The sequence below is a fragment of the Echinicola soli genome, assembly GCF_006575665.1.
Classification (GTDB): Bacteria; Bacteroidota; Bacteroidia; order Cytophagales; family Cyclobacteriaceae; genus Echinicola; species Echinicola soli.
Genome location: NZ_CP041253.1, coordinates 659,982 through 684,836, shown reverse-complemented (window position 1 = coordinate 684,836; position 24,855 = coordinate 659,982). Strand labels below are relative to the sequence as shown.

Here is a 24,855-nt window from a genome sequence, read left to right as displayed (position 1 = left end):
AAATGTTAAAGTGTCTTAAAATAGTATTTTTTCTGATGATGACTGCATCTGTGGTACAAGCCCAAAAAATAGGGTTTGTGGACTCAGAATACATCCTAAACAAGCATCCGGACTATAAAGTCGTCCAGGAAGAGCTTAAGAAGCAGGCATCAGCATGGAAAAAAGAGGCACAGAATTTGGAGAACGAGATCAAGGAAATGTACAATGCCCTGAAAGCGGAGGAAGTCTTGCTGACCGAGGATATGTACAAAGAGCGGATGGAGGACATCCGACAGCAAGAAAAAGCCGCCAGCAACTATAATACGAGGGTCTTTGGCATCAATGGCGAATACTACCAGAAGCAGGATGAGCTGATGAAGCCCCTGCAGTCAAAGATTTTCGATGCCATTGACAAAGTGTCAAAAAGAAATGGCATCGCTATTATGTTTGACAAGGCTGCCGATTTGTCCATGATCTATACCGATCCCGTCCATGACTATTCTGATTTTGTCATTGATGAATTGGGGATAGACGAAAATACGGAAACAGAAGAAAACAAATAACTTAATTAAACAACAGATTATGAAAGTGAGAATTATCTTATCAGCCGTTGCTTTATTTTGTTTGAGCTTTGTGGCAAAAGCCCAGCAAGATATCAAAATTGGCTATACGAATGTGGAGGTACTGATGAGCCTGATGCCGGAGATGCAGCAGATCGACGCCGACATGCAGGATTATGGCAAGCAATTGCAAACCAACGTACAGACAAAAACACAAAACTTCCAAAGAGAAGTACAGTCTTATCAGCAAGCCATGCAAACCATGACTGAAGAAGCCAGAGCTACCAAAGAGCAGGAATTGACCAAATTGAGAGATGAGGTAGCCAAATACGAGCAAGATGCGCAGACTTCTTATCAGAGAAAGCTTAGCGAACTGCTGGAGCCGGTACAAACAAAGGTATTTAATGCCATCAACGCCGTTGCAGCAGAAAATAATTATACGCATATCTTGTCGGAGACTGCCGGTCAATCTCCCGTGCTGCTTTATACCAAAGAAGCGGATAAGTTTACGGAACTGGTAGCAGCTAAATTGGGGATCGAACTTCCTGAGCAAATGCCTGAAAATGCTGACCTTCCTCAGTAATCAGTAGAGACATTAGAAACAAAGAGCCCGGGTTTTCCGGGCTTTTTTTGTTTTAAAGAAATGAAGGCCACGAAGTCACCAAGTCACGAAGATGTTGTTGTTGGCTTAGGTTTTAGTGTCCAGTAAAAAAAGCTTAGTGTCTTCGCGCCTTAGTGGCAGCAATATTTAGCGTCTTGTTAAATTGTAGATTTCATTAAAGATCTTGATTATGGCAAAGAAGAAATTTAAAGATATCATCCAGCAATCCGATGTTCCGTTGTTGGTGGACTTTTATGCCGATTGGTGTGGGCCTTGCCAAACGATGTCTCCATTACTGGAAGAAGTCTCCAAAGAACTTGGTGGTAAGGTCAAAATACTGAAAATAAACATTGACAAAAATCAACAAGCGACATACCACTTTGCGGTGAGGTCGATCCCCCATTTTATACTTTTTAAGCGCGGAAAGATCCTGTGGAGAAAGGGAGGGTTGATGACCAAGCGGGAGCTTTTGCAGCAACTTAAGGGTTTTGTTTGATGTCCCAAGGCGTTGTCTGGGATTAAGGTAATGAAAGGCTTTTAGCCTTTGGGATTCGGCAAAACTTAATGGCTTGGTACCTTTGTGGCAAAGGAAGAAGGATTGGAGTTTGGTTATTGGGTTGTAGTTTATGGTCCTCGGCCAACAGATGCTGTGCTTTTACGGTTAAATACTAAAAGTGGTGAATATTAGTATTCAGTTCACTGACCACGGTGCGCAGTTCAAGATTATTGATAATAAATCGAACCCTGAACGGGTGGTTCATGCCAGCCCAATGAATCGCTTTGGGTGAAATTGTACGATCCAATACATCTAACGCCCTGTAAGGGCATTTATATAAAGATTGGTTGGGTGTTCTATAAATTTTTTTACACGAATGAATTGGTAAGTTAGGCTTTCAGCCTTTGGAAAAACTTAGAGACTTGTTGCCTTTGTGGCAAAGGCCTAAGCACTAGGTTCTTATTTGAAATTTATGATTTTTTTGTATTATTTTGCTTTTTTAGGATAATTTAACATCTCAATTTTCGTTTTTATGGCAAAGGGTAGAAGTTTTTGTACCTTGAAAATTGTAAAATGAAAAACCAACCGATTATGATTAATTTCAAGCAAATGAAAAAGGTAAGTTTATTTTCAGCATTGTTGTTATTGATGGGGCTAGGTCTGCATGCACAGCAGATTTCACCACAAGCGCCTCAAGATGCTCCCAAAGCATCAGATTTCACTAATGATGAATACGACAAATTTGTGGCTATCAATGCAGAACTGATTCCTGTACAGCAGGAAGTCCAAGGGAAAATGATGGATGCGATCAAGGAAGAGGGACTGGACGTACAGCGCTTCCAAGAATTGATGCAGGCACAGCAGACAGGAAAGTTGACAGACGCATCTGATGATCCTGAAGAGATTGGGAAGTTTAACAAAGCAGGTCAGAAAGTAATGGAAATCCAAAAAGAAATACAGACGAAAGCAGAGGGCTTGATCGAGGACAATGAATTGTCTGTTCAGAAATTCCAGCAGATGTCCATGGCCTATAACCAAAGCCAAGAAGTGCGGGCAAAGGTGGACACACTGATCAGCAAAAAAATGGAAGGGCAGTAAGTTATCACGTGTTTATTATAGATTGAAAAAGCATCCGCCTGGCGGGTGCTTTTTTTTTGGAAGTAGGTAAAGCCTTAATAGACAAAAGATGAAAGGACCAAGAAGAAAGAGACCTGCTCCCCGACACGGCGGGGAGGTTAGGTGGGATAGATCGGGGAAAAGAGCAAAATAAAAATGCAGATATTAAAAATATTAGGTTGAGTCGGGAGACTCAGTCTTTGTGCTCCCGCGTCAGAGACGGCGGGACAACGCTAAAACGCGGTAGTACCGGACCTCTGCCCTGGTGCTAAGAAATATTGAGTCCCTGCCTGGGCGCAGTACCCGTCATAACCAATAATGAGCAAAAGTCCGGAGGAGTTTGAAAGACCAATGATTACTATGTTTGACAATTAAACCCAATCATTAATCCGGTCAACACTAATCAGGGATGTACACTTCAGACAGGCTCAGAATGACAGTCTTTACCCCGAACTCACGTTAAATTAGAGCTCAATCCTCATATTTGATCTTAAGACTGCTGATAGCTGTTGTCTATGAGCAGGTGGATTTATTCATTGGCATTTTGAAACAATTGGTCGTACTTTTGGTTTGCTTTAATGAGCATAAAAATTATACGGGATTCATAATTCAGGAATTTACGGGCAATTGGGAGACATTGTTGGGTTGCTGGACATCCTTTTCCTGACATGAAAACGTATATTCGTGTAAAGAGATCAAAACCAATGAGTAAAGAGGCAAAAACTGGAGTATTACTGGTTAACTTAGGAACGCCGGACAGCACGGCAGTACCACATGTGAGAAAGTACCTAAGGGAGTTTTTAATGGATGGACGGGTTATTGATATTCCTTTTTTGTCCCGTTGGCTGTTGGTAAACGGTATTATAGCACCATTTCGGGCGCCCAAATCTGCTGCGGAATACCGGAAGCTTTGGACAGATCGTGGTTCGCCATTGCTGTTTCACACAGAAGATCTGAAGGATAAGCTCGTACACAAACTTGATACAGCCAAGTACCATGTAGAAATTGCGATGCGTTACCAATCCCCAAGCATCGAACGGGGACTAAAAGCGCTCCAAAAAGCACGTGTAAAAAAAATCATTGTCCTCCCCTTATTTCCACAATATGCTTCTGCCACGAACGGGTCGGTGATCGATAAAGTCATGGAAATCGTGAAGGAATGGCAGGTGATTCCTGCGATCAGTTATGTGCCACGGTTTGTTGATCACCCGCTTTATTTACAAGCTTGGAAGGACATTGCGGCTGATTTTATTGGAGAGGAAGAATATGATGCTTATCTGTTTTCTTACCATGGGATTCCGGAAAGGCAAATCAATAAGGCTTCTTGTGAAGGTTATTGCCAGTTGAATGATAAATGCTGTGCACGTCAGACCCCTGCTAATCAATACTGCTATCGTGCACAGTGCTTTTACAATACACGGCTATTGATCGATAAACTAGGCTTACCAGCGGAGAAAGTTCATACAGCTTTCCAGTCCCGCCTGGGCAAGGATCCGTGGATACAGCCATATACGGAAGATACCATCCGGCAATTGGCCCGCAATGGGGCAAAAAAAGTTCTGGCCTTTTCTCCCGCTTTTGTGGCAGATTGCTTGGAGACTACAGTGGAAGTCGGAGAGGAATATAAAGAAGTCTTTGAGGAAGAAGGTGGTCAGCAGTGGGATTTGGTGCCTTGCCTGAACTCCCATGATACCTGGGTGGATTGTGTGAAGGCACTGGTGTTGGAGCAGAACTGATGTTATTAACCTGAGTTTTGGCTATTAAATTGGATTAAACTGTCATTGCCACACCGGGATGCCTTTGGTACGATCCTGCTTGGCACCGGACCATAGCCAGTTGCGGTCATAGGCAGGGAGCTTGTGACGAAGCAATCTGTTTCCGTAATACGGGGACACCGGTCGACCGGGGTGACGGTTTTTGAATTTTTGTTGTCCACCTATAATCCCAAGTCGAAGAATTTCGGTTAAAGAAGAATTTTTTTGGCGTCCCAATGGTTGTAGGTACTTCTTAATTGCTGAAATTTGTAGGCCAATGAAAAAGACAACTGCAACCAAGGGTTTATCTGAAGGATTGCTTATCACAGGGATCATTTTGGTCTCCTTTTGTTTAAGGCCTTCGATTACATCTGTGGGGCCATTGATCCCGACGATTCGTGAGGACCTCGGGCTTTCTAATGCCTGGGCAGGCTTTCTGACCACTTTACCGTTACTGTCATTTGCTACATTTTCGCTGTTCTCTTCCGCTATTGGAGCGCGTCTTGGTAATGTAAGGGCGATCCTGATGGGCTTGTTCCTAATTGCCTTTGGTATATTTGTGCGGGTACAGGGAGGTTCCTTTTTGCTGTATTTTGGTACGGCGGTGTCGGGAATAGGCATCGTGATCTGTAACGTACTGCTCATTCCATTGATCAAAGTAAAACTTCCCCATAAAATCGGCATCATGACGAGCTCCTATACCACAGGAATGTCCGCTTTTGCCGCGGTAGGTACGGGGCTAAGTGTGCCGTTGGCAGTGGGCATGGGGCTTGGCTGGAGGGGATCCTTGCTTGCATGGGTGGCCCTTGTTGCTTTGGCGATCGTGATCTGGTTACCTCAGGTCAAGCCCAACAAAGTAAAAGGTCCGGATGAGGGACTCACTGGAGGAAAGAATGTCTGGAAATCCAAGCTTGCCTGGCAAGTCAGCATCTTCATGGGAATCCAGTCCACAATGTTTTATACCCTGATCGCTTGGCTGCCGGATTTGCTGATCCATAAAGGGTTTACCGCAGGACAGGCGGGACTGATGATGAGCCTGATGCAGGTGGTCGGTCTTGTGGGGTCTTTTACGGCTCCTTTGGTAGCGGTAAGGAATACCAAACAGGTGAAGATTTCCTTTGGTATCGGAATGATCTATTTCATTGGGTTTCTTGGACTGTTTTTTGATGCAAATTGGGTAATTTACATTGCCCTGACATTAATAGGTTTTTGTCTTGGAGCAAGCATCAGTTTGGCGTATACTTTGATAGGATTACGTACCGAAGGGGCCACTACGGCCAGGTTATCAGGAATGGCGCAGTCGGCGGGATATTATTTGGCGGCTTTGGGGCCGCTACTGATAGGAGCCTTGTTTGACTTGTTCCAAAATTATAACCTGCTGATTATACTGATGGTTATTTGTGCACTTTCATTTACATGGCTGGGAACCAAGGTGGGCAGAAATGTAAAAATTTAAATTCAATAGTTAAAAGCAGCTGAATTATGCAGGAATTCTTTAGCGGAATAGGAATGGACGACGATTTGTTTAACTATGTCATCATGCCCTTGTTGATTTTCTTGGCCAGGGTGGGAGATGTGTCCATCAACACCTTAAGGATCATGTTTGTCCTGAACGGAAAAAAGAATGTGGCGCCCATTTTGGGTTTTTTTGAAGCCTTGATCTGGCTGTTGGCCATTGGGCAGATTTTTCAGAATATCGATAATCCCATGTCTTATTTGGCGTATGCTGGTGGGTTTGGAGCTGGGACATACATCGGAATGGTTTTCGAGGAAAAATTGGCACTTGGAAGGGTGCTGGTCAGGGTGATTACCAAGGAACCGATGCCTGAGCTGATCGAATATATGAAAGAAAGGGATTTTCGGTTTACCAATGTCGGCGCAGAAGGGAGGTATGGTAAAGTAAACTTGTTATTTACGGTCATGAAAAGAGAGAGCCTAAAGGATTTTGTGAGTAAAATCAAATCATTTAATGACAAGGCGTTCTATACCATAGAAAGTGTCAAAAGGATCAGTGAAGATGATCTCAATGTGATGGAAGACAGACCACGGTTTACGACACGAGTGTTTAACAGGGTTCGAAAATAAATGTGAATGGACATTAAGGCCGAACTTTGGCTGGCACATTCGAAGGAAGTGGCGAGCGGTATCGTATCTTATATAGGTAATGACCCAGAAAGGTTCAGGGAGCTGATGGGGGTTTTTGCTGCAGGCCCTTACAGGATTACCCAGCGAGCTTCCTGGCCGATGGCAATGGCGGTGGAGAAATACCCGTCTTTGCTGATACCTTATTATGGTGCGGTGATTTCGATGCTGGGAAAACCAAATATCCTTGCGGGCATCAAAAGGAATATCCTCCGAATACTGCAATATCAAGAAGTTCCAGAGGAATTTGAAGGGGAGGTTTTGGATCTTACTTTTCGGCTGCTGGAAGATACCAGTGAACCAATAGCCATTAGGGTGTTTTCGATGCAGGTGGTTTATAACCTTTCGAAAAGATACCCTGAGATCAAACCAGAACTGAAGGCAATAATCGAATCATCCTTGCCCTATGCAAGCGCCGGCTTTAAAAGCCGGGCCAGTAAGATTTTGCCAAAGCTTTGAGAGGAATTTTACCATCTCTACTGAAGTATGACTTTTCTTCTTAACCTCAGTTCGATTTATAAATCGTCATCCCGGTCGACCGGAGTCTTGGTATTACTGCTCCCTTTTACGACCCACTATCCAGCCTAAAAGTAAAAGCCTGTTTGGCTACAGACAAGCCTGCCTGGCATCAGACAGGCTCGCAATAGACTGCCCCGGTATTTTCAGGGACGTTTTATAATAATTATTAGTCGAACTTAGGTTCTTATTTCGTTTCCAGTGTTTCGTTAAAACGTTGGTTAAAACCACTGATCCCTTGAAGACCACCCGAATGGATCAAAAGGATGCTGCTGCCACTTGGAAAGTAACCGGATTTGATTTTATCGACTACGCCATAGAATAGTTTTCCAGTGTATACAGGATCCAAGGGGATGCCGGTTTCTTTTTTGAATTTTTTTATAAAAGTGATCAGCTCAGGTTTGTGTTTGGCATATCCGCCAAAGTGATAGTTGGTAAACAGTTCGTATTTATTTTGAAATCCGATATGATGCGTTTCTAGGAGGTCCAGCAGCTCCTGGTGGATAAAATTTCCTTTCAAGGAGCTGAAGCCGAGGACTTTTTGATGAGGCTTGGCTGCATTAATCATACCAGCGATAGTACCTCCAGTGCCAATGCTGCAACAAAGATAGTCCATGTGCTGGTCTTCGGAGGTTAAGATCTCCGTGGTACCCTTGATGGCAAGTGCGTTGGTACCGCCTTCAGGAATCAGGAAAAAACGACCAAATTGCTCTCGCAACTGGTCAATGTGTTGCGCTTCATGTTTGGTGCGGTATGTCTTCCTGTCCATAAAGGAAAGGACCATTCCGTTTGCTTGGGCTTGTTGCAGCGTAGCGTTTAGCTGTGAGGTGTTTTCTCCACGGATGATGCCGATACTCTTTAGTCCTTCGGCTTTAGCAGCGGCTGCTGTTGCAAAAATATGATTGGAAAAAGCACCACCAAATGTCAATACGGTGTCGTGGCCGGATTGCTGGGCAGTTTCCAGATTGTATTTGAGTTTGTAGAACTTGTTGCCACTGGCCAGGGGGTGGATAAGGTCCAGGCGTTTAACGAAAAGACGGACATCTTTTCCCTCCATTTCAGGCAAGGATACCTCCTGGGTAATATGTTTTTTAGCTTCCAGCACACCGATCTTATTCGAATAGATTCAAAATTATCAAAAACTTTGGCAGGATACCGTTATTTTTGCAGAATGAATGATGAAATGGACGACGAATTGTTTGAATCTGAGGAGACATCAGATGGTGGCCAAGAAGGAGCAGCTTTGGGATATGAACACTTGAGGATTGAGGTGGACAAGGGGCAAGCGGCTGTCAGGGTAGATAAGTTCCTGACAGACAAGGTGGCCAATGTCACCCGGAACAAGGTGCAGCAGGCCATTGATACTGGGCAGGTCAGGATCAATGATGCGCAGACCAAAGCCAATTATAAGATCAAACCTGGTGATGTGATCACGGTAGTCTTGGAGATGGAGCCGCGGGAGACTGAGGTACTGCCGGAAAAAATTGATTTGGATATTGTCTATGAAGATGACCACTTGCTGGTGGTCAATAAACCAGCGGGAATGGTCGTCCATCCTGCCCATGGAAACTGGACGGGTACTTTGGTCAATGGGCTGGTGTATCACTTTAACCAGCTTCCCGAAATGCCAGGAAATAGTGGTAGGCCGGGGTTGGTCCATCGGATTGATAAAGATACAAGTGGCCTGTTGGTGATCGCGAAGTCCGAACTGGCCATGACACAGCTGGCCCGACAGTTTTTTGATCATTCCATAGAGCGTACATACCTTGCCCTCGTATGGGGGGAGCCTAAGGAAGATGCAGGGATCATTAATGCACATGTAGGACGTAGTGCACGTGATAGGAAAGTCATGGATGTGTTTCCTGATGGCGATCAGGGAAAAAATGCCATTACCCACTGGAAGGTGCTTCGGCGGCTCCGCTATATTTCGCTGGTTCAATGTAATCTAGAAACAGGGAGAACCCATCAGATTCGTGCACATATGAAGTTTTTGGGGCATCCGTTGTTTAATGATGCTGTGTATGGAGGAGATAAGATCCGAAAAGGGACCCAATTTTCCAAGTATAAGGCTTTTGTGAACAATTGCTTTAAGTTACTTCCTCGACAGGCTTTGCACGCAAAATCTTTGGGTTTTATTCATCCAGTCAGCAATGAATTTATGCAGTTTGATTCTGGTTTACCAGAAGATATGCAAAACGTTTTGGGAAGATGGGAAAACTATGTGAATTTTGACGGTGAAAATTAATTATTTAAAAAAATGTTAAAAAATGAACTTTATAATTGCCTATACGTTAACTTTACTACATAAACATTAAAGGGATTTCAAAAGGAAACCCAAAGTACGTTGTTAAGTTTTCAATAAATCACCGGAATCAATAGGTTTCCTGGATAATATTTTCAAATAGTAAGCGTTGTCATTGAAAAAAATGTAAAAATATGTTAAACTTTTTTGAAAATTTTTGAGTTTAAAATTCTCGACGTATCTTTGTGATGTAATCAAAGGCAAAAAATGTTTGGTTATTGAATTGTAAGGCGGAAATTCCGCACGTGGGCAGTGGAAACACTCAATAAGGTTCGAATCCTTTTCTTACAACAGGTTATTTTGGGTTTATTGTTAATTGACTAAAGCTATGAGATTCTATTTCATAGCTTTTTTTATTGCCTGATTTTTCGAGGTTACACGAACAAGAGACCAAGCAATATTTCTGGGGGCGGGAGAAGATTTATATTCATTTGGTATGTCGCCACGAAGTCGCCAAGACACGAAGTGTTTTGTAGGCGGATTCCAAATTTCATGGAAAACAAACAGCTTTGGGTCTTAGAATCTTTGTGGAAAAAAAACAAAAAAGAAATCCTTTTAAAATAAAGGGATTCATGCCCTCAACTTTTTCGCTTGCCTCCTTTTTAGCACATTTTGAGAACCAAGCAATATTTCTGGAAGATGAGAGATTTCCAGGTGGTTTTGGTAAGCATATTTCTCTTTAATTTAGCAATAGGAATGTGTAGATTATAAAATCAGTATAAATCCGTCCCCGATAGTATCGGGGCGAACGCAGTGGTAGCGGAGTGAAGCAATCCCGGTTAGTTAAACGTCATTGCGACAACCGGAGGGAGGAAGCAATCTCGTATTCCTAAGACGGGATTGCCACGTTCCCGATAGCTCGGGACAGGCTATACTTCCTCGCAATGACGGTATTTTAAATCGAGCTCAGGTTATTATAAAAAATTCAGCGAAAATCTTATTGATCTGCGCCACCTGCGTGCTATCCAAAAGCGAAGCTACATAGCCCCCGGCTTTTCCGCTTGATCCAAAATCCAACTAAACCTTTTGTGCCTTGGAGCCTTTGTGGCATTTATAATGGAAGCCGCGGAGTTGCCAATCCGGTCAGGGCTTTTCAAATTTTAAAATAGAATCAGCGAGAATCTGGCCAAACAGCGTCATCTGCGTGCTATCCAAAAGCGAAGCTACATAGCCCCCGGCTTTTCCGCTTGATCCAAAATCCAACTAAACCTTTTTGTGCCTTGGAGCCTTTGTGGCATTTATAATGGAAGCCACGGAGTTGCCAATCCTGTCAGGGCTTTTCAAATTTTAAAATAGAATCGGCGAGAATCTGGCCAATCAGCGTCATCTGCGTGCTATCCAAAAGCGAAGCTACATAGCCCCCGCTTTTCCGCTGGTCCCAAAATCCAACTAAACCTTTTTGTGCCTTGGAGCCTTTGTGGCATTTATAATGGAAGCCACAGAGTTGCCAATCCTGTCAGGGCTTATTTGTCGTCTCTGGGCTTTTCAAATTTTAAAATAGAATCGGCGAGAATCTGGCCAATCAGCGTCATCTGCGTGCTATCCAAAAGCGAAGCTACATAGCCCCCGGCTTTTCCGCTGGCCCCAAGACCTGTTAATCCTGGGCAGCAAATACCCTTTTCAAGATGCTGCTGGTCCGTTCTAGAGGATTTTCTCTGATGGCCTTTTCTTCTTCAGCGATCAATTTGAACAATCCTTCTATTGCCTTGTCCGTGACATAGCTGTTCAGGTCGGGGTCCAATTTTTTATTGGTGGTAGGGAAGGTATTATAGCTATTTACGAGGTCACCGTAGTATCGGGCGGCGCCCACTTTGTCCAGGGATTCCTGCACATGAGGTTTAAACAATGCTATCAGCTGGTCCGTCGTGGTTCGCTGTAGATACTGCGTAGCCGCGTCATCATCTCCCTTTAAAATTGCCCAAGCGTCTTGAATCGTCATTTGCTTAATGGCACTTATGAAGATTGGCTTAGCCTCTTTGGCAGCATCTTCCGCACCTCTGTTGATGGTGGTGATTACTTTGTCCACTTCCGCACCAAGGCCGATTTTCCGTAGGGTGCTTTCTACTTTTTGCACATCTTCTGGTAGTCCGATTCTTAGTAGCTCGTTTCCCAAATAGCCATCTTGTTTGCCTGCTATTCCCACTCCTTCAGAAATGCCTTTTTGGAGTGCTTCCTTCAGTCCATTGCTCACGTCAGCTTCAGAGAGGCTGGCTTCAGTAGCGCCTTGAATAAACTTGTTTACATCTGCTGTGGTACAGCTCATCATTATTACTAGAATGGCCATCATACCGGCCAGTACACATTTTTGCATCTTTATCATTTGTTAAAAACTTCCACTAAAATTGATTCAGGTTATTTGGTTGACATTACGTATAATTGTAATGGTTTTGTACATGGTCAAATTTCCCAACATAAATATCGGAAAAATACTGATCCTGGTGACTGTGCTCACCTGGTTGGGACTACTTTTTGTAGACTTGCTACGCCTTTTCGGTACAGTAAACCGTCTGAATTTGGGCATTGCCCACGAAATCACTTGGTCGCTTGAAATCATATTTTTTATCCTGGTGTATTTGTTTTGTTCCCGCTCCATAGATCGAAGTGAACAAAATAATTTTATTCAACTTATCTGGCGAGCCGCTTCCACGGGGCTTATCGTCATTGGAGTAGCGTTTTTGATCAGGATATTCTATGTAGCACTGGACGATACCCGTCTCAGCACTGATCCCCTTTTGGGAAATTTCTTTTACCATGTGAATTTCGGCCTGACGACATTATTTCTTGTTTCATGTTCTTTATTGTGGAAAAAACTCATTTTATACCAAAAGAACAAAAATACCGTCCAGCAATGGCAAATATATGAAGTCATGCTCTTAGTGAGCATGTTTTATGTATATTTTAATCAGAATACATTTGATTTCACCTTCCTCTTTGGCTTGGTATTCCTGCTTATCTTTGGGGTCATCATTTCGGTAAACCTTAAGTGGATTCCTTATCTTACCTTTAAGGACAAGTGGAAATCTATCCTGTTTTTTGTGATCATCCTGATCACGGTTTCTTTTCTCTTCATGCAGTCAATGAGCTACCAAAGCCATCATGCAGAAATCAACCTGATGGACAATTTGTTTCTGATGGGGCTTTTTGGGTTTGTGTTTGTCTATTCACTTTTTAGCTTTTTGGTGACACTGTTTAACCTGCCTACCTCTTCGGTTTTTGAACAGAAACTTACCGAGGCTATTAATTTTCAAAAACTGAGCCAATCCATCCAGCCGGGCCAAAGTGAAACCCAGGTGCTGGATATTCTGGTGGACAGCTGTATGAGCGCGGCCTATGCAGATGCTGCATGGCTTGAAATCGTGGATGAGGAAAATAAACTCCAGATTCTGCACCAGCGGTTTATTACCAACAAAGACCGTAAGGAGATCAAAGAGCTGATGGATAGGAATAAAATTTTCAGTAGCTTCCTTAGCCTCAGGACACCATCTGCCACTGATCATATTAACAGTGTGGTGGAGCACGATCTTTACAAGTCTGCACTGATCGTTCCGATCTGGGTAAACAAGCATCTTTTGGGCTATCTTTTCTTGCTCAAGGAGGTGAAAAATGGATTTAACAAAGAGATGCTGAATATCGTGGCCACCTTTGTGGGCCAAGCAAGTATCTCTGTCGAAAACCACCGGTTGCTCAATGAGGCCATCAAAAATGAACGATATAAGGAGGAATTGAAGATTGCCCAGCGGGTGCAGCGCAGCTTATTGCCTTCTGACCTGCATCACAATAGCCACTTTGATATTTTTGGGTTTTCAGAGGCTGCCGATGAGGTAGGAGGAGATTACTATGAGACATATCAGTTTGATGAAAATCGGTTTGCCCTGATCATAGGAGACGTCTCCGGAAAGGGGCTTTCTGCGGCCTTTAACATGTCGCAAATGAAGGGGGTATTCCATAGTCTCGTGCAGTTGGACCTCTCACCCAAGGAGTTCCTCTCCAAGGCAAATAATGCCCTTAGCAGTTGTTTGGCCAAAAATCTGTTTATCACGACTACCTACTACTTGATCGATACTGCTCAAGGAACCATTACCTTCTGTAGGGCGGGACACTGTCCCACACTGTACTATGACAGTAATGCCGGAGAGGCGGATTACATCAACTTGGAGGGGATGGGCTTAGGTATTTTGCGGAGCGATAAGTACCCTGAATATTTGAATGAAAGGACCATTCACTATCACCCTGGTGATATTTTGGTCATGTATACCGACGGAATAATCGAGAGCAAGGATCAAAACGGCGAGGAATTTGGTTATGGGAGACTAAAAGAAATATTGAACACCTATAAAAACGAATCTCCTGAAAAGATCAAAAATCACCTGATCCGGTCGGTCTATGAATTTGTCGGAGAAGCATCATTACCCGATGATGATTACTCCTTGATGGTATTAAAATTCTTATAACAACATTAGCAAAAACTTAGCGTATAATCAGTTATGTTGACAATTAGTAAGAAGCAAGAAGACAATCACATCCTCCTCATCCTCGATGGACAGGTGGATGCCAGCAACTCAGTAGAGCTGGATGAAGCAATAAATGATGTCGTGGCCCAAGACCATAAGAATATCTTGGTAGACGGCAATAAGTTAGAATATATTTCCTCCGCAGGATTAGGCGTTTTTATGTCTTATTTGGAGGAGTTTGAAGAAAAAAACATTCATTTTTTGATTTATGGGCTATCCGAAAAGGTAGCCAATGTGTTCCATATCCTTGGGTTGGACCAGTTAATCACCATAAAACCAAGCAAGGACGAGGCCTTAGAGACCATCCATGAAGCATGAATTGAGACTATATTGCGAAAAGACCAAACTGGCTGATCTGAGAGATTTCTTGGTCACAGAGCTGTCCCATGCCAAGCTCACCGATGTGTTGAAAAACGAATTGGTGCTGGCCGTGGAAGAGGTGTGCGCAAACCGCATCATCCACACCCACGGCTGCAATCCCTCCAATCACCTCCACGTGAAAGTCCATCAACAAGACGACCGGATTATTTTTGAAATTACCGATAACGGAGAGCCTTTTGATATTTTGGATTACAAGACTCCGGACTTAAAAGAGATCATTAAAGACAGGCAAAAAAACAAATCAGGTGGTGGCGTAGGTATTTTGCTGGTGAAACGCATCATGGACACCATAGAAATTGAATCCCACCCATCTTGGTACATGGTAAGACTGATCAAGCGATTGAATTCCAAATAATTGTTAATTCTTGCCACTTATCACCCGCAAATCCACACATTCTACATTAAAATTTGTAACATTGCACAATTGTTTTTGGCATGGTAAATAAGATGAAAACTACATACCAGTGTCTTTGGGTGTTGGGTCTATTGGTGGCGTGTTCACCAAACTCCAAGGTTTCACAGAGCACTCCACTATCGGATGAGCCGCAGTATCTTCTCACAGTAGGCAACGAAAACGTGTCTGCAGAGGAGTTTATGCATATGTTGTCAAAGAATAGGGAGTTTGACCAGAAGGAGGATAAGCTCAGCAAACAGGAGTTTGAGGAGAACTTTGACCTTTTTCTGAACTATAAACTCAAGGTGAAGGAAGCAGAGGCGCTTGGTATGGACGAGACTGTGGAGTTTCAGCGAGAGTTTAATGCGTTTAAGGAGGATTTAAAGAAACCATACATCCTGGAGACTTCTCTCCAAGAGGGGGAAATCAGAAAGGCCTATTCCAGAATGCAGGAAATCGTCCATGCCCAGCATATCTTATTGCGTTTTCCGGCCAATTCCGGTCGAGAAGACTCTGTGGCAGTGTTTCGAATGGCTGTAAAAATTAAAGAGCGGGCAGAGGCCGGTGAAGTGTTTTCCAAACTTGCAGAAGAATATTCCCAGGACCCTTCCGTCAAAAACAACCAAGGTGATCTGGGCTATTTTACTTCGCTGCAGATGGTGTACCCATTTGAAGACGCTGTTTATCAATTGAAGCCTGGGCAGGTTTCTGATCCTGTGCTCACGGATTTCGGCTATCATGTCATCAAACTCCTGGACCGGAAACCAAACCCCGGCCAAGTGAAGGTGTCTCATATTCTGATACGGACGGATCCTACTGATCCTCTTTCCGAAGATCGTGCCAAGCGGAAGATTACCGATATTTATGCCGCCCTCCAGAAAGAGGATACCAGTTGGGAAGAGGTATGTGAGTTGTTTTCAGAAGATACCAACACCAAGGAGAATGGCGGCGAGCTGCCCTGGTTTGGGGTAGGGGCTTTTCTGAAAGAGTTTGAAGATGCGGCTTTCGGACTAACTGAAATTGGTGAAATCTCTTCTCCGGTCAAGACTTCCTACGGATATCACATTATCCGGTTAGAGGATGAAAAACCACTTGCGCCGTATGAACAAGTGGAAGAAAGCCTGAAGTCAAAGATCCTAAGAGACAGTCGATCTGGGCTTATCAACAGCCAAGTGATCGCCATCCAAAAATCACGATATGATTTTATGGAAAATGGTACGGTGATCGCCACTGCCAAAGAGCTGGTCACTGGGCAGTCCACCGCATTAAAGGATCTTCGCGAGGTATATACTTCCCAAAACATTATGGACAGCACCTTATTCACTGTTAAAGGAGAAAGCAAGAAGGTGGCGGATTTGGTGGATTTCGTAGAGCGTGACGAAGTGGTCGTGAAAGTGGGGCGGAAAAATCCATTTGATGCGTGGTTCAGTAAATTCGTCGAAACCACGCTTGACCAGGCCGAAGAAGCAGATCTCATGGCCAATAATGATGATTTTAGGCTTTTGGTAAATGAATATAGGGAAGGAATCCTGCTGTTTAACCTAATGAATGAACAGGTTTGGCAGAAAGCACTTAAGGATACTGCTGGGCTAATGGAATATTTTGAAGGCCATCGAGATCAGTACATGTGGGAAGAACGTACTGAGGCGTTGATCGTATCGGTTTTAGCACCGGAAGCAGAAAAGCCCATCAAGGATTTCCTGGCCGGCACCCATTATCAAGCAGGCTTAAAAGAAGCGTTGGTGGATCATTTACCGTCGCTTTCGACGTTATCTTATAAAGTGGAAGAAGGGGTTTTTGAAGTCGATAACAATCCCGTTCTTAAGGCCATGGAAATACAGTCAGGGCTTCAGGAAGTAGAGGTGAATAATAAGCGTTATATTGCGCTCTTGGGCAAACAGTATCCAGAGGGGCCAAAAGCATTTAACGAAACGCGTGGGAAGGTCATACAGGATTACCAAGAATATCTAAACCAAACATTGATCAGTTTACTAAAACAGAATTTCATCATCCAGATTAATGAGGATGAAAAGTCGAGAGTCGAAAATATCGTTGTTGCACAGAACTAGCTGGGCCATACTCCTGTCCATTATGATGGGACTGGTGACTGGTTGTGGATTTTTCAGGGTAAAATCTGAAGAAGATGCCACTTCCAGTAATAGCCCTGCAGTAGCCTCGGTAGATGATATCTATTTGCGTAAATCGGATTTAAATTTTGTGACCAGGGAAGCGACCACCGCAAGTGACAGCACTGACCTGGCAAATCGTTACGTACAATCTTGGGTGAAGAAGCACTTGATGATCAAAGAAGCCAGTCAAAAGGTGTCTGTCAGTAAAGCGGAGCTCGACAAGAAATTATTGGACTATAAGTATGCGTTGATAGTCTATGAGTATGAAAAGGCCTATATCGAAAAAAACCTAAACAAGGCGGTGACAGAGGAGGAGATCAAAGCGTATTATGAAGAAAATATTCATAATTTCACCCTTAAAGAAATCATTGTACGGGCCAATTTTATCAAAATGGACAAGTCGCTTTCCCAAAATGAACAAGCAGACCAGCTGTTAACCCAAACCAGTGAATCTGCCAAACAAGAGTTGAGGGAATTAGCGATCAAGTCTGCAGCAAACTATTATTTGGAAGATTCCACATGGGTAAAATTCGATGAAATCATTACAAATACGCCTTTGGCAGAGAACCAAAACAAAGTCCAGCTGCTTACCAGGGGCAAGTCCCTGATAAAAGTCGAGGATGATCAATATAAGTACTATTTTAAGGTGCTGGAATATAAGCTCCAAGATCAAGTTCCTCCTGTGGAATTTGTCAGAGATGAAATCTCTAAAATTATTGTCAATAAAAGAAAAGTCAACCTAGCAGAACGCCTTCAAAATGAAGTTTATTCGAGAGCAAAAGGTAATAATGAATTTAAAATATATGAATAACCTTACTAAAACGCTGGCCGTTATTTTATGCTTTTTGAGCACTATTACAGTTTATGCTCAGGAGAAAGACAGTACCAGCACGGAAGAAACCAAGCCCTCAGGCCAGATACTGGATAAAATCATCGCCAAGGTAGATAATTACATCATCTTGGAGTCTGATCTCCAGAAGTCATACCTGGAGGCGATTTCACAATCCCAGGAAGGCTTTGAAGCACCTTCCAGGTGTGAAGTGTTTGAGTCGCTGTTGGTGAATAAATTAATGCTGGCCAAGGCTGAAATAGACTCCGTAATCGTTACGGATGCAGAGGTAATCATGGATGTAAACCAGCGGTTCAATATGGTTTTGCAGCAGTTTGGAGGAAATGAGGAAACCCTCGTGGAGGCGTACGGCAAGACTGCTGAACAGCTGAAGTCAGAGATCCACGACCTGGTAAAAGAGCAAAAAACCATTGCCAAGATGAGAAGCTCTATCGTGCAGAGCATGTCCGTGTCACCTGCTGAGGTGCGGGAATTTTATAACAAGATACCCAAAGACTCTTTGCCGTTTTTCTCTGCGGAGGTTTCTGTGGGCCAGATCGTAAAAAAGCCCGCGCCCAGCCGGAAGGAAAAGGATCGTGTAATCAAGCAATTAAATGATATCAAGCAGCAGATCCTGGAAGGAGAGGTGGATTTTGCCTCCATGGCCGTCAAATATTCCGAAGATCCTGGGTCAAAAAACCAAGGCGGGGATTTGGGATTTTTCCGTAAAGGGGAGTTGGCACCAGAATATGAAGCAATGGCACTTAGTCTCCGGGAAGGAGAAATTGGAGAGCCGGTCGAATCGCAGTTTGGAATCCACTTGATCCAGCTGCTGGAAAAGAGGACGGATTCCTTTAATACCCGGCATATCCTCATTAAGCCAAGGCCTACAGAACAGGATATTGCTGTAGCAGAAAGGGAACTGGACAGCCTCAGGAACCTGATTAAATTAGACAGCATGAGCTTTGCTAAGGCTGCTAAGGATTTTTCTGAAGATAGGAACACCTCTGATAATGGTGGATTCTTTTCTGATCCTACGACTGGGGCAAACAGGCTTTCTGCCAGGACCCTTGAAGATCCTATTCTGTATTTCACTATAGATACTATGCAGGTAGGTACTATTAGCCATGCCTTGCGCTATGAAGAGCAGAATCAGCGTACAGGTGAACCAGAAAAGGCCGTTCGCCTACTTTATTTCAAAAATGAGTATCCGGCACACCGTGCAAATCTGGAGGATGATTACGAAAAGCTCAAAGCGGCTACCAAAAAGCAGAAAGAATCTGAGGCATTGGAAGATTGGTTTAAAATTGCCAAGGATGAAGTGTATATTGACATCGATCCAGCGTATGACCGCTGTAATGCCCTTAAGGAAGACGAGGATTAGCCAGCCCAGCTGACTGACAAAAAAAGAGCACTTGATCTGATCAAGTGCTCTTTTTTCGTTTCTATTAACTTTATAGCAGTGGCTTAAACTGCTTTAGGAATCGAATATCGTTTTCAGTAAATAGCCTTAAATCTTTGATTTGATACTTCAGCATGGCGATGCGCTCGATACCCATGCCAAATGCAAAGCCAGTATATTTCTCCGAATCAATACCACAATTTTCAAGTACATTTGGGTCTACCATACCGGAACCTCCGATTTCTACCCATCCTGTTCCCTTGCACACATTGCAGCCATCACCACCACATAGCAGGCAAGAAATATCGATTTCAGCACTTGGCTCTGTAAAGGGAAAATACGATGGGCGAAAACGAACCTTGGTCTCTTTACCAAACATTTCTTTGGCAAAGTGGTAGAGGGTTTGCTTCAAGTCGGCGAAGCTCACGTTTTCATCCACATATAGGCCTTCTACTTGATGGAATATACAATGTGCCCTTGCTGAGATCGCTTCGTTTCTGAATACCCTTCCTGGTGATAAGGTTCGGATAGGAGGTTTTTGATTTTCCATTACCCTTACTTGGACAGAGGAGGTGTGGGTCCTCAGTGCGATGTCCGGATTCTTTTCGATAAAAAACGTGTCCTGCATTTCTCTGGCAGGGTGGTTTTCAGGAAAATTCAATGCGGTGAAATTATGCCAGTCATCTTCTATTTCAGGCCCTTCGGATAAATTAAAGCCTATTCTTTCGAAAATCTCAATGATCCGCTGACGGGTAGCTGTTAGTGGATGAATGCCACCTACTGGTTGGTTAGTGGCAGGGAGGGTTAGGTCTATATCGGAAGATTTCGACTTGCTTTCTCCATCATTGACCTTGTCTATCAATGCCTTGAACTTTTCCTCGGCCGCTTGCTTTACACTATTGACCATTTGGCCATAAGCCTTTTTTTGATCATTCGGTACATTTTTCATTTCTGAAAAAAGTGCTCCCACGACACTCTTTTTACTAATATAGCGCATACGGTATGCTTCCAGTTCCTCCGGATTGCTGGCGTCTGCCTCTGAAATTTCTATTTTTAATGCTTCAATTTTATCCTGATGCATAGAGCTGTTCTTTTTTGACATGCAAATCTAAAATATTATCAATTAATGACCTCATATTTCATCAATTGGTTTCTTGTACTGGGGCTTTTAAAACCAACAAAACTCCGTTTTCTTAAATTAAAGGGTGGTAGAAGATGGGCTACTCGTCCTCTTCCTTTTTGGCTGGGCCGGCTTCTCCAAGTCCCAAAGAACCCTGGAATCCTGAAAGGGAAGCTTTCCACCAGTAGTTAAAGATAAATTTGCTTTTGTCTCTTTGAACATAAATGGGAGCGACTTTTTCTGTGCCAAAAATCTTTCTTGGGTTATTGCCCCTCAAGGCAATGGCATTGAGGACAAAGGTTAGCATGGCCTTTCTTCCTTTTGCCTTTTTCAAGGTCCTGTCGTTTAGGAGCTGTACTTTTAAGTTGTTGTAATGAAAAGTCATGGTTCCATGGGCAGTTTCATTGTCAGCGGTAAATCTCCATGTGGATGGCTGCGCGATTCCTTCACGTATCTTGAGGAAGGCATTTCTGGTCGTAATGGTGTTTACCGCCCTTAAGTCAAATTTCCCCGAGTGAACATTGATGTCCATTGGGTATGGGGCCTTATAACCAAACTGCCCCGTCATGTCAATAGGGGCCACGCCATTTATCCTGGCAGCAGCCTTCAGGTAGCTGCTGTCAACCGCAAAGGTGTCTTCCAGTGTTTTACTGAGATGAAATGGATACATTTTGGCATATAATGAGTCAAAGGTGATGCTTCCCGGGACCATCCCTTTCTCTGGGAACTCTTCATATGTAATGACTGCATTGATTAAATCCAATGTGTCCAATTTCAGTTTTATGCCCGATTTTCTCATCAGTTCTTGGGGCATTGGCCTATAGATACTGTCATTGAAAGGTACCCGTTTATCCCTGAACACCTGGATGTTTGGCGTTTGGACAGCCATTTTCGTAGCGTCGATCTCTCGGTGTTCAATGAGTTTTTTTAAATCGATCGCATCAAACCTAATCGCCGGAAAATACGCTTTTACCACATCGGTCTGATAACCTACTTTACGAACGTATTCATATTTGCCATAGCGAGGGCTTAATGTCACGTCTTTAAGTGTCATTTGATCCCTACGGATGGAGACTAAACCAATGTGAAGGACATTCAGGCTATCAGGAAGCTTGATTTCATAATCGGGCAATTCTACGGAAAAGTCCTTGTCGAGAAAAATGTCCTTATCAAAAGCCGCCGTCTTGGACAGGTCAAAACTGAGGTCATTCAAGGCGATGTTCAGGCCATTGAAGGATTGGAGGGTAGACGCCGAATCTTTCTCCAGGATATTAAGTTTGCCGCCAATGAGCTTAAAATCATTTATTTTTAAGTTTTTGATGATGTCCTGGACAGCTTCCTCACCGGATTTTCCGCTTGTCTTGTTCACCTCCTTTTGATCCAAATACACACTTATTTCAGGGTTTAGAAGTTCTATACGCTGAAAATCGATTTTACCAGTTTCTTGAAAACTTGTTAATGAATGGGTTTGGAGCTTTACCATGGGCACGGCTGCAGCAATGACGGGTTTGCCGGGCTGACCGGTGTAGTTTTTTGGGATGACCTTGAAGTTTTCAAACACGATCATATCGCTTTTGGTGTCCAGTTCCACCTTGCTGAAATTAAGCGTGTGGACACTATCGTTTAATGCCAGGTTAAAATTATCAATGTCCAAGGCCATGTTGTTGAAAAATCCTACGATATCTCCTTTCGCCAGTTTGGTGGAATCCAAAAGAAAGCCATAAAAGGAAAGGTTGATGCCCGAATTGATAAGGTTTCGCTCTTTGCCATTGTCGCTATAAAATGCATTGAACCGGGCATTTTTAGCCTCGATGGTGTCGATTTGGATAATGTCAAACCTCTTGGGAAGATTTCGCTTCTTATTGGGGGACTTTTTCCGTTGGCTCCTCTTTGTTCCGTTTTGGTCGATAAATAAGTTTACTTCGGCATCTGATAGGCTTACCTTTGACATGGCCAAAGTGTTTTCAAAGAAGAACCGATCCATATCCACACCAGTAAAGTTAAGGTTGGAGATATCGGCACCGATAGTTACTTTTACTCCTAGGTCCCTTCGCGGACGTAGGCGCACATTGGACGTGATGAGTTCGTCTTTCGAAGAATTATAGCTGATTTGATCTGCGTGCAGGGAATATTTTCCATCGGCTATATTAAAGACATAGTTGTTCAGGCTGATGTCCAGTTCTTCGGCAAAGAAAGTTTCAGCATTGCGAGGGGTTACATTTTCATCCAGTACAAAATTTTTGATCTTGATGGAAACATCATCCTCTGCGAAGGTTTTGATCTTGTTTTGTACATAATTTTCATAGGCAATGGATCCATCAATAACATTGAGCGAGTCGATGGTGACATGGGAAAAATAACTTGTTACCAGCTGGTATAAGTCGTTGATCTGTACTTTTTCCCTGCTTTGGTTTGGGGCAATGTAGCGGCTGAGCCTAATGTCCGGTGATGGGACTTCTACCATTCCTATCTCCAATATCCCATCAAAATAAGCCTTCCTAATATCCACATCCCTCAGATAGAACTCGGGTACACGTACTTCAAGCACCATTTTCTTGTTTAGACGGCGCAGGTTTTCCATGACCTTGTCTGGCTGGAGTGGTTCAAAACTGAATCCTTCTATTTTCAGCATCTTTTCCTTGGTGTCCACAAAGATCTTGGCTGCCTTGAAAAGGTGCATGTCATCTGTCAGCTTCATGGCATAATTATCCAGCTCTAGCTGAAGGTCTTCTGCCAAAAACATTCTGGAGGAATCCTGCTCGATTCTTTCGTCTACCGCAAAATTTTCCAAAACCATGCTGGCTTTTTTGAATGAGACACTGTCCTTATTGACTTTTAGGGTGTTGTTAAGGATCATGTCTCCTTCAATAAGCTCGAGCCTGTCAATGTAGATCGCTCTCAGGAAGTTTTTGGTAAGCTCCTGGATCGTCTGGCCTTTCATGTCTCCTCCCTTTTTCTGAAGGTTGCTGAATTTCACGGTGGGGTGGCGGAATACCATGTCCTTTACATCCAGTATGTTATGGTTATAGACCTTTTTAAGGTTGGCGTTTTCAAGGTTGAATTCCGGGATTTCAATTTCGAAAAGCGGGATTTGCTCAGTGACCTTCCTAAACGGCTCCAACTTAGCTCCAGTGACCTTTACCTCATCTTCTTTTGAGGATAAGTATACTTTCTTACCGGTGATCCAGTGTACGCCATCTGCTAGGACTACTTTTACATTGGAAAGGGAAAGAGTAGCTTCTTCGGCATAGAAAAATTGGTTCTTTGAACGCTCTGTATCAGGGCCGATATAGACCTGTTCCATTTCGAAATTGATCTTGTCGGTTTCAATCCTGTTTTTATATTCGTCCTGGACACCTCTTTGGAGGAAGCTTCCTTCTTCGATCTGCAGATGACGGATGTTTATGGATGATAAAATGTCTTTTATCAACGGATATAGGCTGTAATCCATTAAGGACTTTTCCTGCACTTCCGGTGAAAGTTCTGAATAGACCAGAAACTCCGGATGGCTCAAGTTGAGGTTCCCGACTGCTACATCGGTAGTGTAAAATACCTGATTGATATCGGCATCGGTAAGCATCAAGTTATCGAGTTTCATGCTGTAGTAGACTTCCCCGGGCTTCTGTAAGTCGGGACGAAGCGCTACTTCCTTGGCAGTGATATGATTGTCCAGAGAGGAAACCTCTATTTGTTCCGCATGCAGTGTATGGACACTATCCGCCAGCAGCATTTCAAAGTTTTCAAAGTTCAAGCGAAATCCCTTGGCGTTGAATGGGGTGGGATCGGGCCTGGGGTTTAAGAGGTGTACATCCTTTAAGTGAAAGTTTGTGTTTTCAGCTTTTACTGATTTTTGGCTGACAAAGTTCTCCACCAGTAAATCAGCCTGTTCTATGAATAAGTTATGAATAATGATTTCTTCCAAAGGAACGCGATCCAAGGATTTTTTGATTTCCAGCTGAAGTTGTTCCAGTTTGGTGTTTGAGCTGAGACTGTCGAGCCGCTGCTTGGTCTGAATCATCGGCTCTACAAACTGCAAGTTGCCTACACTCAGTATTTTATCCGAAAAATTATACCCAATGCCTTTTACGGCTATTTGAGGAACTTGGATTTTATAGACCGGTTTGTCATCAGGGAGTGAGTCCAGAATTGATGTATTAGGGCTAAGGCTGAAGCCTTCAAAGTAAAAGCCCCGCTGAAAAATGGATAAGTGGAAGCGATCAAAGCTCACCTCGTATTTCCCCCCCGAGGCTTCATCCACCTTGGATTGGACATAACTTCGTAATAGCAGATCAGATCCAAAGTATAGCCCTACTTGAAGAAGTACCAGAGAGAAAATGACTATGGCAAAAAACCGGATCAACCGCCTCTGGGATCGTTTCAGTTTTTTTTTATTTTGGTTCTTTTTTACCATAAATTAACCATATAAAGCAAAATAAACTTTATTATAAATAAAATAAAGTTGATCATAACAAAGTTCACAAGCCCCTAAAAAAATAGAGTCTGAAAAACTACGGAGTTTCTTTTCCTAAGATAGTCAAAAGAGGATATCCCCCAAATAATTACGCCGTCTACAAGACTGTTAAGTTATCTGTGAATGATTTTAACGCGATAGTTAGCGCCGCT

Annotated in this window: 19 protein-coding genes; 15 read left to right on the top strand and 4 right to left on the bottom strand. The window is 43.3% G+C overall.

Features of this window, described 5'->3' with window-relative positions; all coding sequences use genetic code 11:
• Positions 1 to 2 precede the first annotated feature (2 nt).
• From FKX85_RS02925 to FKX85_RS02890, 8 genes are all read left to right on the top strand, one after another.
• The gene (locus FKX85_RS02925) at positions 3 to 542 is read left to right on the top strand and encodes an OmpH family outer membrane protein (protein WP_141613305.1); all 540 of its coding nucleotides are present in this window, start codon (positions 3 to 5) and stop codon (positions 540 to 542) included.
• Between the two features lie 19 nt (positions 543 to 561).
• On the top strand, positions 562 to 1,122 hold the full coding sequence (locus FKX85_RS02920; RefSeq protein ID WP_141613304.1) for an OmpH family outer membrane protein: 561 nt from the start codon (positions 562 to 564) through the stop codon (positions 1,120 to 1,122).
• A 208-nt stretch (positions 1,123 to 1,330) separates the two neighbouring features.
• The gene (gene trxA / locus FKX85_RS02915) at positions 1,331 to 1,636 is read left to right on the top strand and encodes a thioredoxin (RefSeq protein WP_141613303.1); all 306 of its coding nucleotides are present in this window, start codon (positions 1,331 to 1,333) and stop codon (positions 1,634 to 1,636) included.
• A gap of 609 nt (positions 1,637 to 2,245) precedes the next feature.
• Positions 2,246 to 2,734 (top strand): DUF4168 domain-containing protein, encoded by a 489-nt coding sequence (locus tag FKX85_RS02910; RefSeq protein ID WP_229239744.1) that lies wholly within the window; start codon positions 2,246 to 2,248, stop codon positions 2,732 to 2,734.
• Between the two features lie 722 nt (positions 2,735 to 3,456).
• Positions 3,457 to 4,488, top strand: a complete 1,032-nt coding sequence (gene hemH / locus FKX85_RS02905; protein ID WP_141613301.1) for a ferrochelatase — start codon at positions 3,457 to 3,459, stop codon at positions 4,486 to 4,488.
• 295 nt (positions 4,489 to 4,783) lie between these two features.
• Positions 4,784 to 5,962 carry a CynX/NimT family MFS transporter gene (locus FKX85_RS02900; protein WP_141613300.1) on the top strand — a complete coding sequence of 393 codons (1,179 nt, stop codon included), beginning with the start codon at positions 4,784 to 4,786 and terminating at the stop codon, positions 5,960 to 5,962.
• Between the two features lie 26 nt (positions 5,963 to 5,988).
• On the top strand, positions 5,989 to 6,591 hold the full coding sequence (locus FKX85_RS02895; RefSeq protein WP_141613299.1) for a DUF2179 domain-containing protein: 603 nt from the start codon (positions 5,989 to 5,991) through the stop codon (positions 6,589 to 6,591).
• 6 nt (positions 6,592 to 6,597) lie between these two features.
• Positions 6,598 to 7,107 (top strand): hypothetical protein, encoded by a 510-nt coding sequence (locus FKX85_RS02890; RefSeq protein WP_141613298.1) that lies wholly within the window; start codon positions 6,598 to 6,600, stop codon positions 7,105 to 7,107.
• A gap of 244 nt (positions 7,108 to 7,351) precedes the next feature.
• On the opposite strand, the gene FKX85_RS02885 is transcribed toward FKX85_RS02890, so the two are convergent.
• Positions 7,352 to 8,269, bottom strand: coding sequence for a 1-aminocyclopropane-1-carboxylate deaminase/D-cysteine desulfhydrase (locus FKX85_RS02885; RefSeq protein WP_317130665.1), 918 nt, complete (start codon positions 8,267 to 8,269; stop codon positions 7,352 to 7,354).
• Between the two features lie 66 nt (positions 8,270 to 8,335).
• On the opposite strand from FKX85_RS02885, the gene FKX85_RS02880 reads away from it, so the two are divergent.
• Positions 8,336 to 9,409: an RluA family pseudouridine synthase gene (locus tag FKX85_RS02880; RefSeq protein ID WP_141613297.1), complete on the top strand. Its 1,074-nt coding sequence runs from the start codon at positions 8,336 to 8,338 to the stop codon at positions 9,407 to 9,409.
• 1,651 nt (positions 9,410 to 11,060) lie between these two features.
• Here the strand turns inward: FKX85_RS02880 and FKX85_RS02875 are convergent.
• The gene (locus FKX85_RS02875; RefSeq protein ID WP_141616682.1) at positions 11,061 to 11,777 is read right to left on the bottom strand and encodes a DUF4197 domain-containing protein; all 717 of its coding nucleotides are present in this window, start codon (positions 11,775 to 11,777) and stop codon (positions 11,061 to 11,063) included.
• An 82-nt stretch (positions 11,778 to 11,859) separates the two neighbouring features.
• On the opposite strand from FKX85_RS02875, the gene FKX85_RS02870 reads away from it, so the two are divergent.
• From FKX85_RS02870 to FKX85_RS02845, 6 genes are all read left to right on the top strand, one after another.
• Complete coding sequence (locus FKX85_RS02870) at positions 11,860 to 13,917, top strand: GAF domain-containing SpoIIE family protein phosphatase (protein WP_141613296.1); 2,058 nt, start codon at positions 11,860 to 11,862, stop codon at positions 13,915 to 13,917.
• A gap of 33 nt (positions 13,918 to 13,950) precedes the next feature.
• Positions 13,951 to 14,295 carry an STAS domain-containing protein gene (locus FKX85_RS02865; RefSeq protein WP_141613295.1) on the top strand — a complete coding sequence of 115 codons (345 nt, stop codon included), beginning with the start codon at positions 13,951 to 13,953 and terminating at the stop codon, positions 14,293 to 14,295.
• Positions 14,285 to 14,713 (top strand): ATP-binding protein, encoded by a 429-nt coding sequence (locus FKX85_RS02860; RefSeq protein ID WP_141613294.1) that lies wholly within the window; start codon positions 14,285 to 14,287, stop codon positions 14,711 to 14,713. Before FKX85_RS02865 ends, FKX85_RS02860 begins: the two co-directional genes overlap by 11 nt.
• A gap of 92 nt (positions 14,714 to 14,805) precedes the next feature.
• Positions 14,806 to 16,821, top strand: coding sequence for a peptidylprolyl isomerase (locus tag FKX85_RS02855; protein ID WP_141613293.1), 2,016 nt, complete (start codon positions 14,806 to 14,808; stop codon positions 16,819 to 16,821).
• Entirely contained in the window at positions 16,808 to 17,692 is an 885-nt protein-coding gene (locus FKX85_RS02850; RefSeq protein ID WP_317130664.1) for a peptidylprolyl isomerase, read from the top strand. The genes FKX85_RS02855 and FKX85_RS02850 overlap by 14 nt, the downstream gene beginning before the upstream one ends.
• A complete protein-coding gene (locus FKX85_RS02845; RefSeq protein ID WP_141613291.1) occupies positions 17,685 to 19,094 on the top strand; it encodes a peptidylprolyl isomerase in 1,410 nt (469 codons plus the stop codon). The genes FKX85_RS02850 and FKX85_RS02845 overlap by 8 nt, the downstream gene beginning before the upstream one ends.
• Positions 19,095 to 19,164: 70 nt before the next feature.
• Here the strand turns inward: FKX85_RS02845 and pheS are convergent, their stop codons facing one another.
• Both pheS and FKX85_RS02835 read right to left on the bottom strand, forming a co-directional pair.
• The gene (pheS, locus tag FKX85_RS02840) at positions 19,165 to 20,193 is read right to left on the bottom strand and encodes a phenylalanine--tRNA ligase subunit alpha (protein ID WP_141613290.1); all 1,029 of its coding nucleotides are present in this window, start codon (positions 20,191 to 20,193) and stop codon (positions 19,165 to 19,167) included.
• 139 nt (positions 20,194 to 20,332) lie between these two features.
• Positions 20,333 to 24,643, bottom strand: a complete 4,311-nt coding sequence (locus FKX85_RS02835; protein WP_141613289.1) for a hypothetical protein — start codon at positions 24,641 to 24,643, stop codon at positions 20,333 to 20,335.
• Positions 24,644 to 24,855 lie beyond the last annotated feature (212 nt).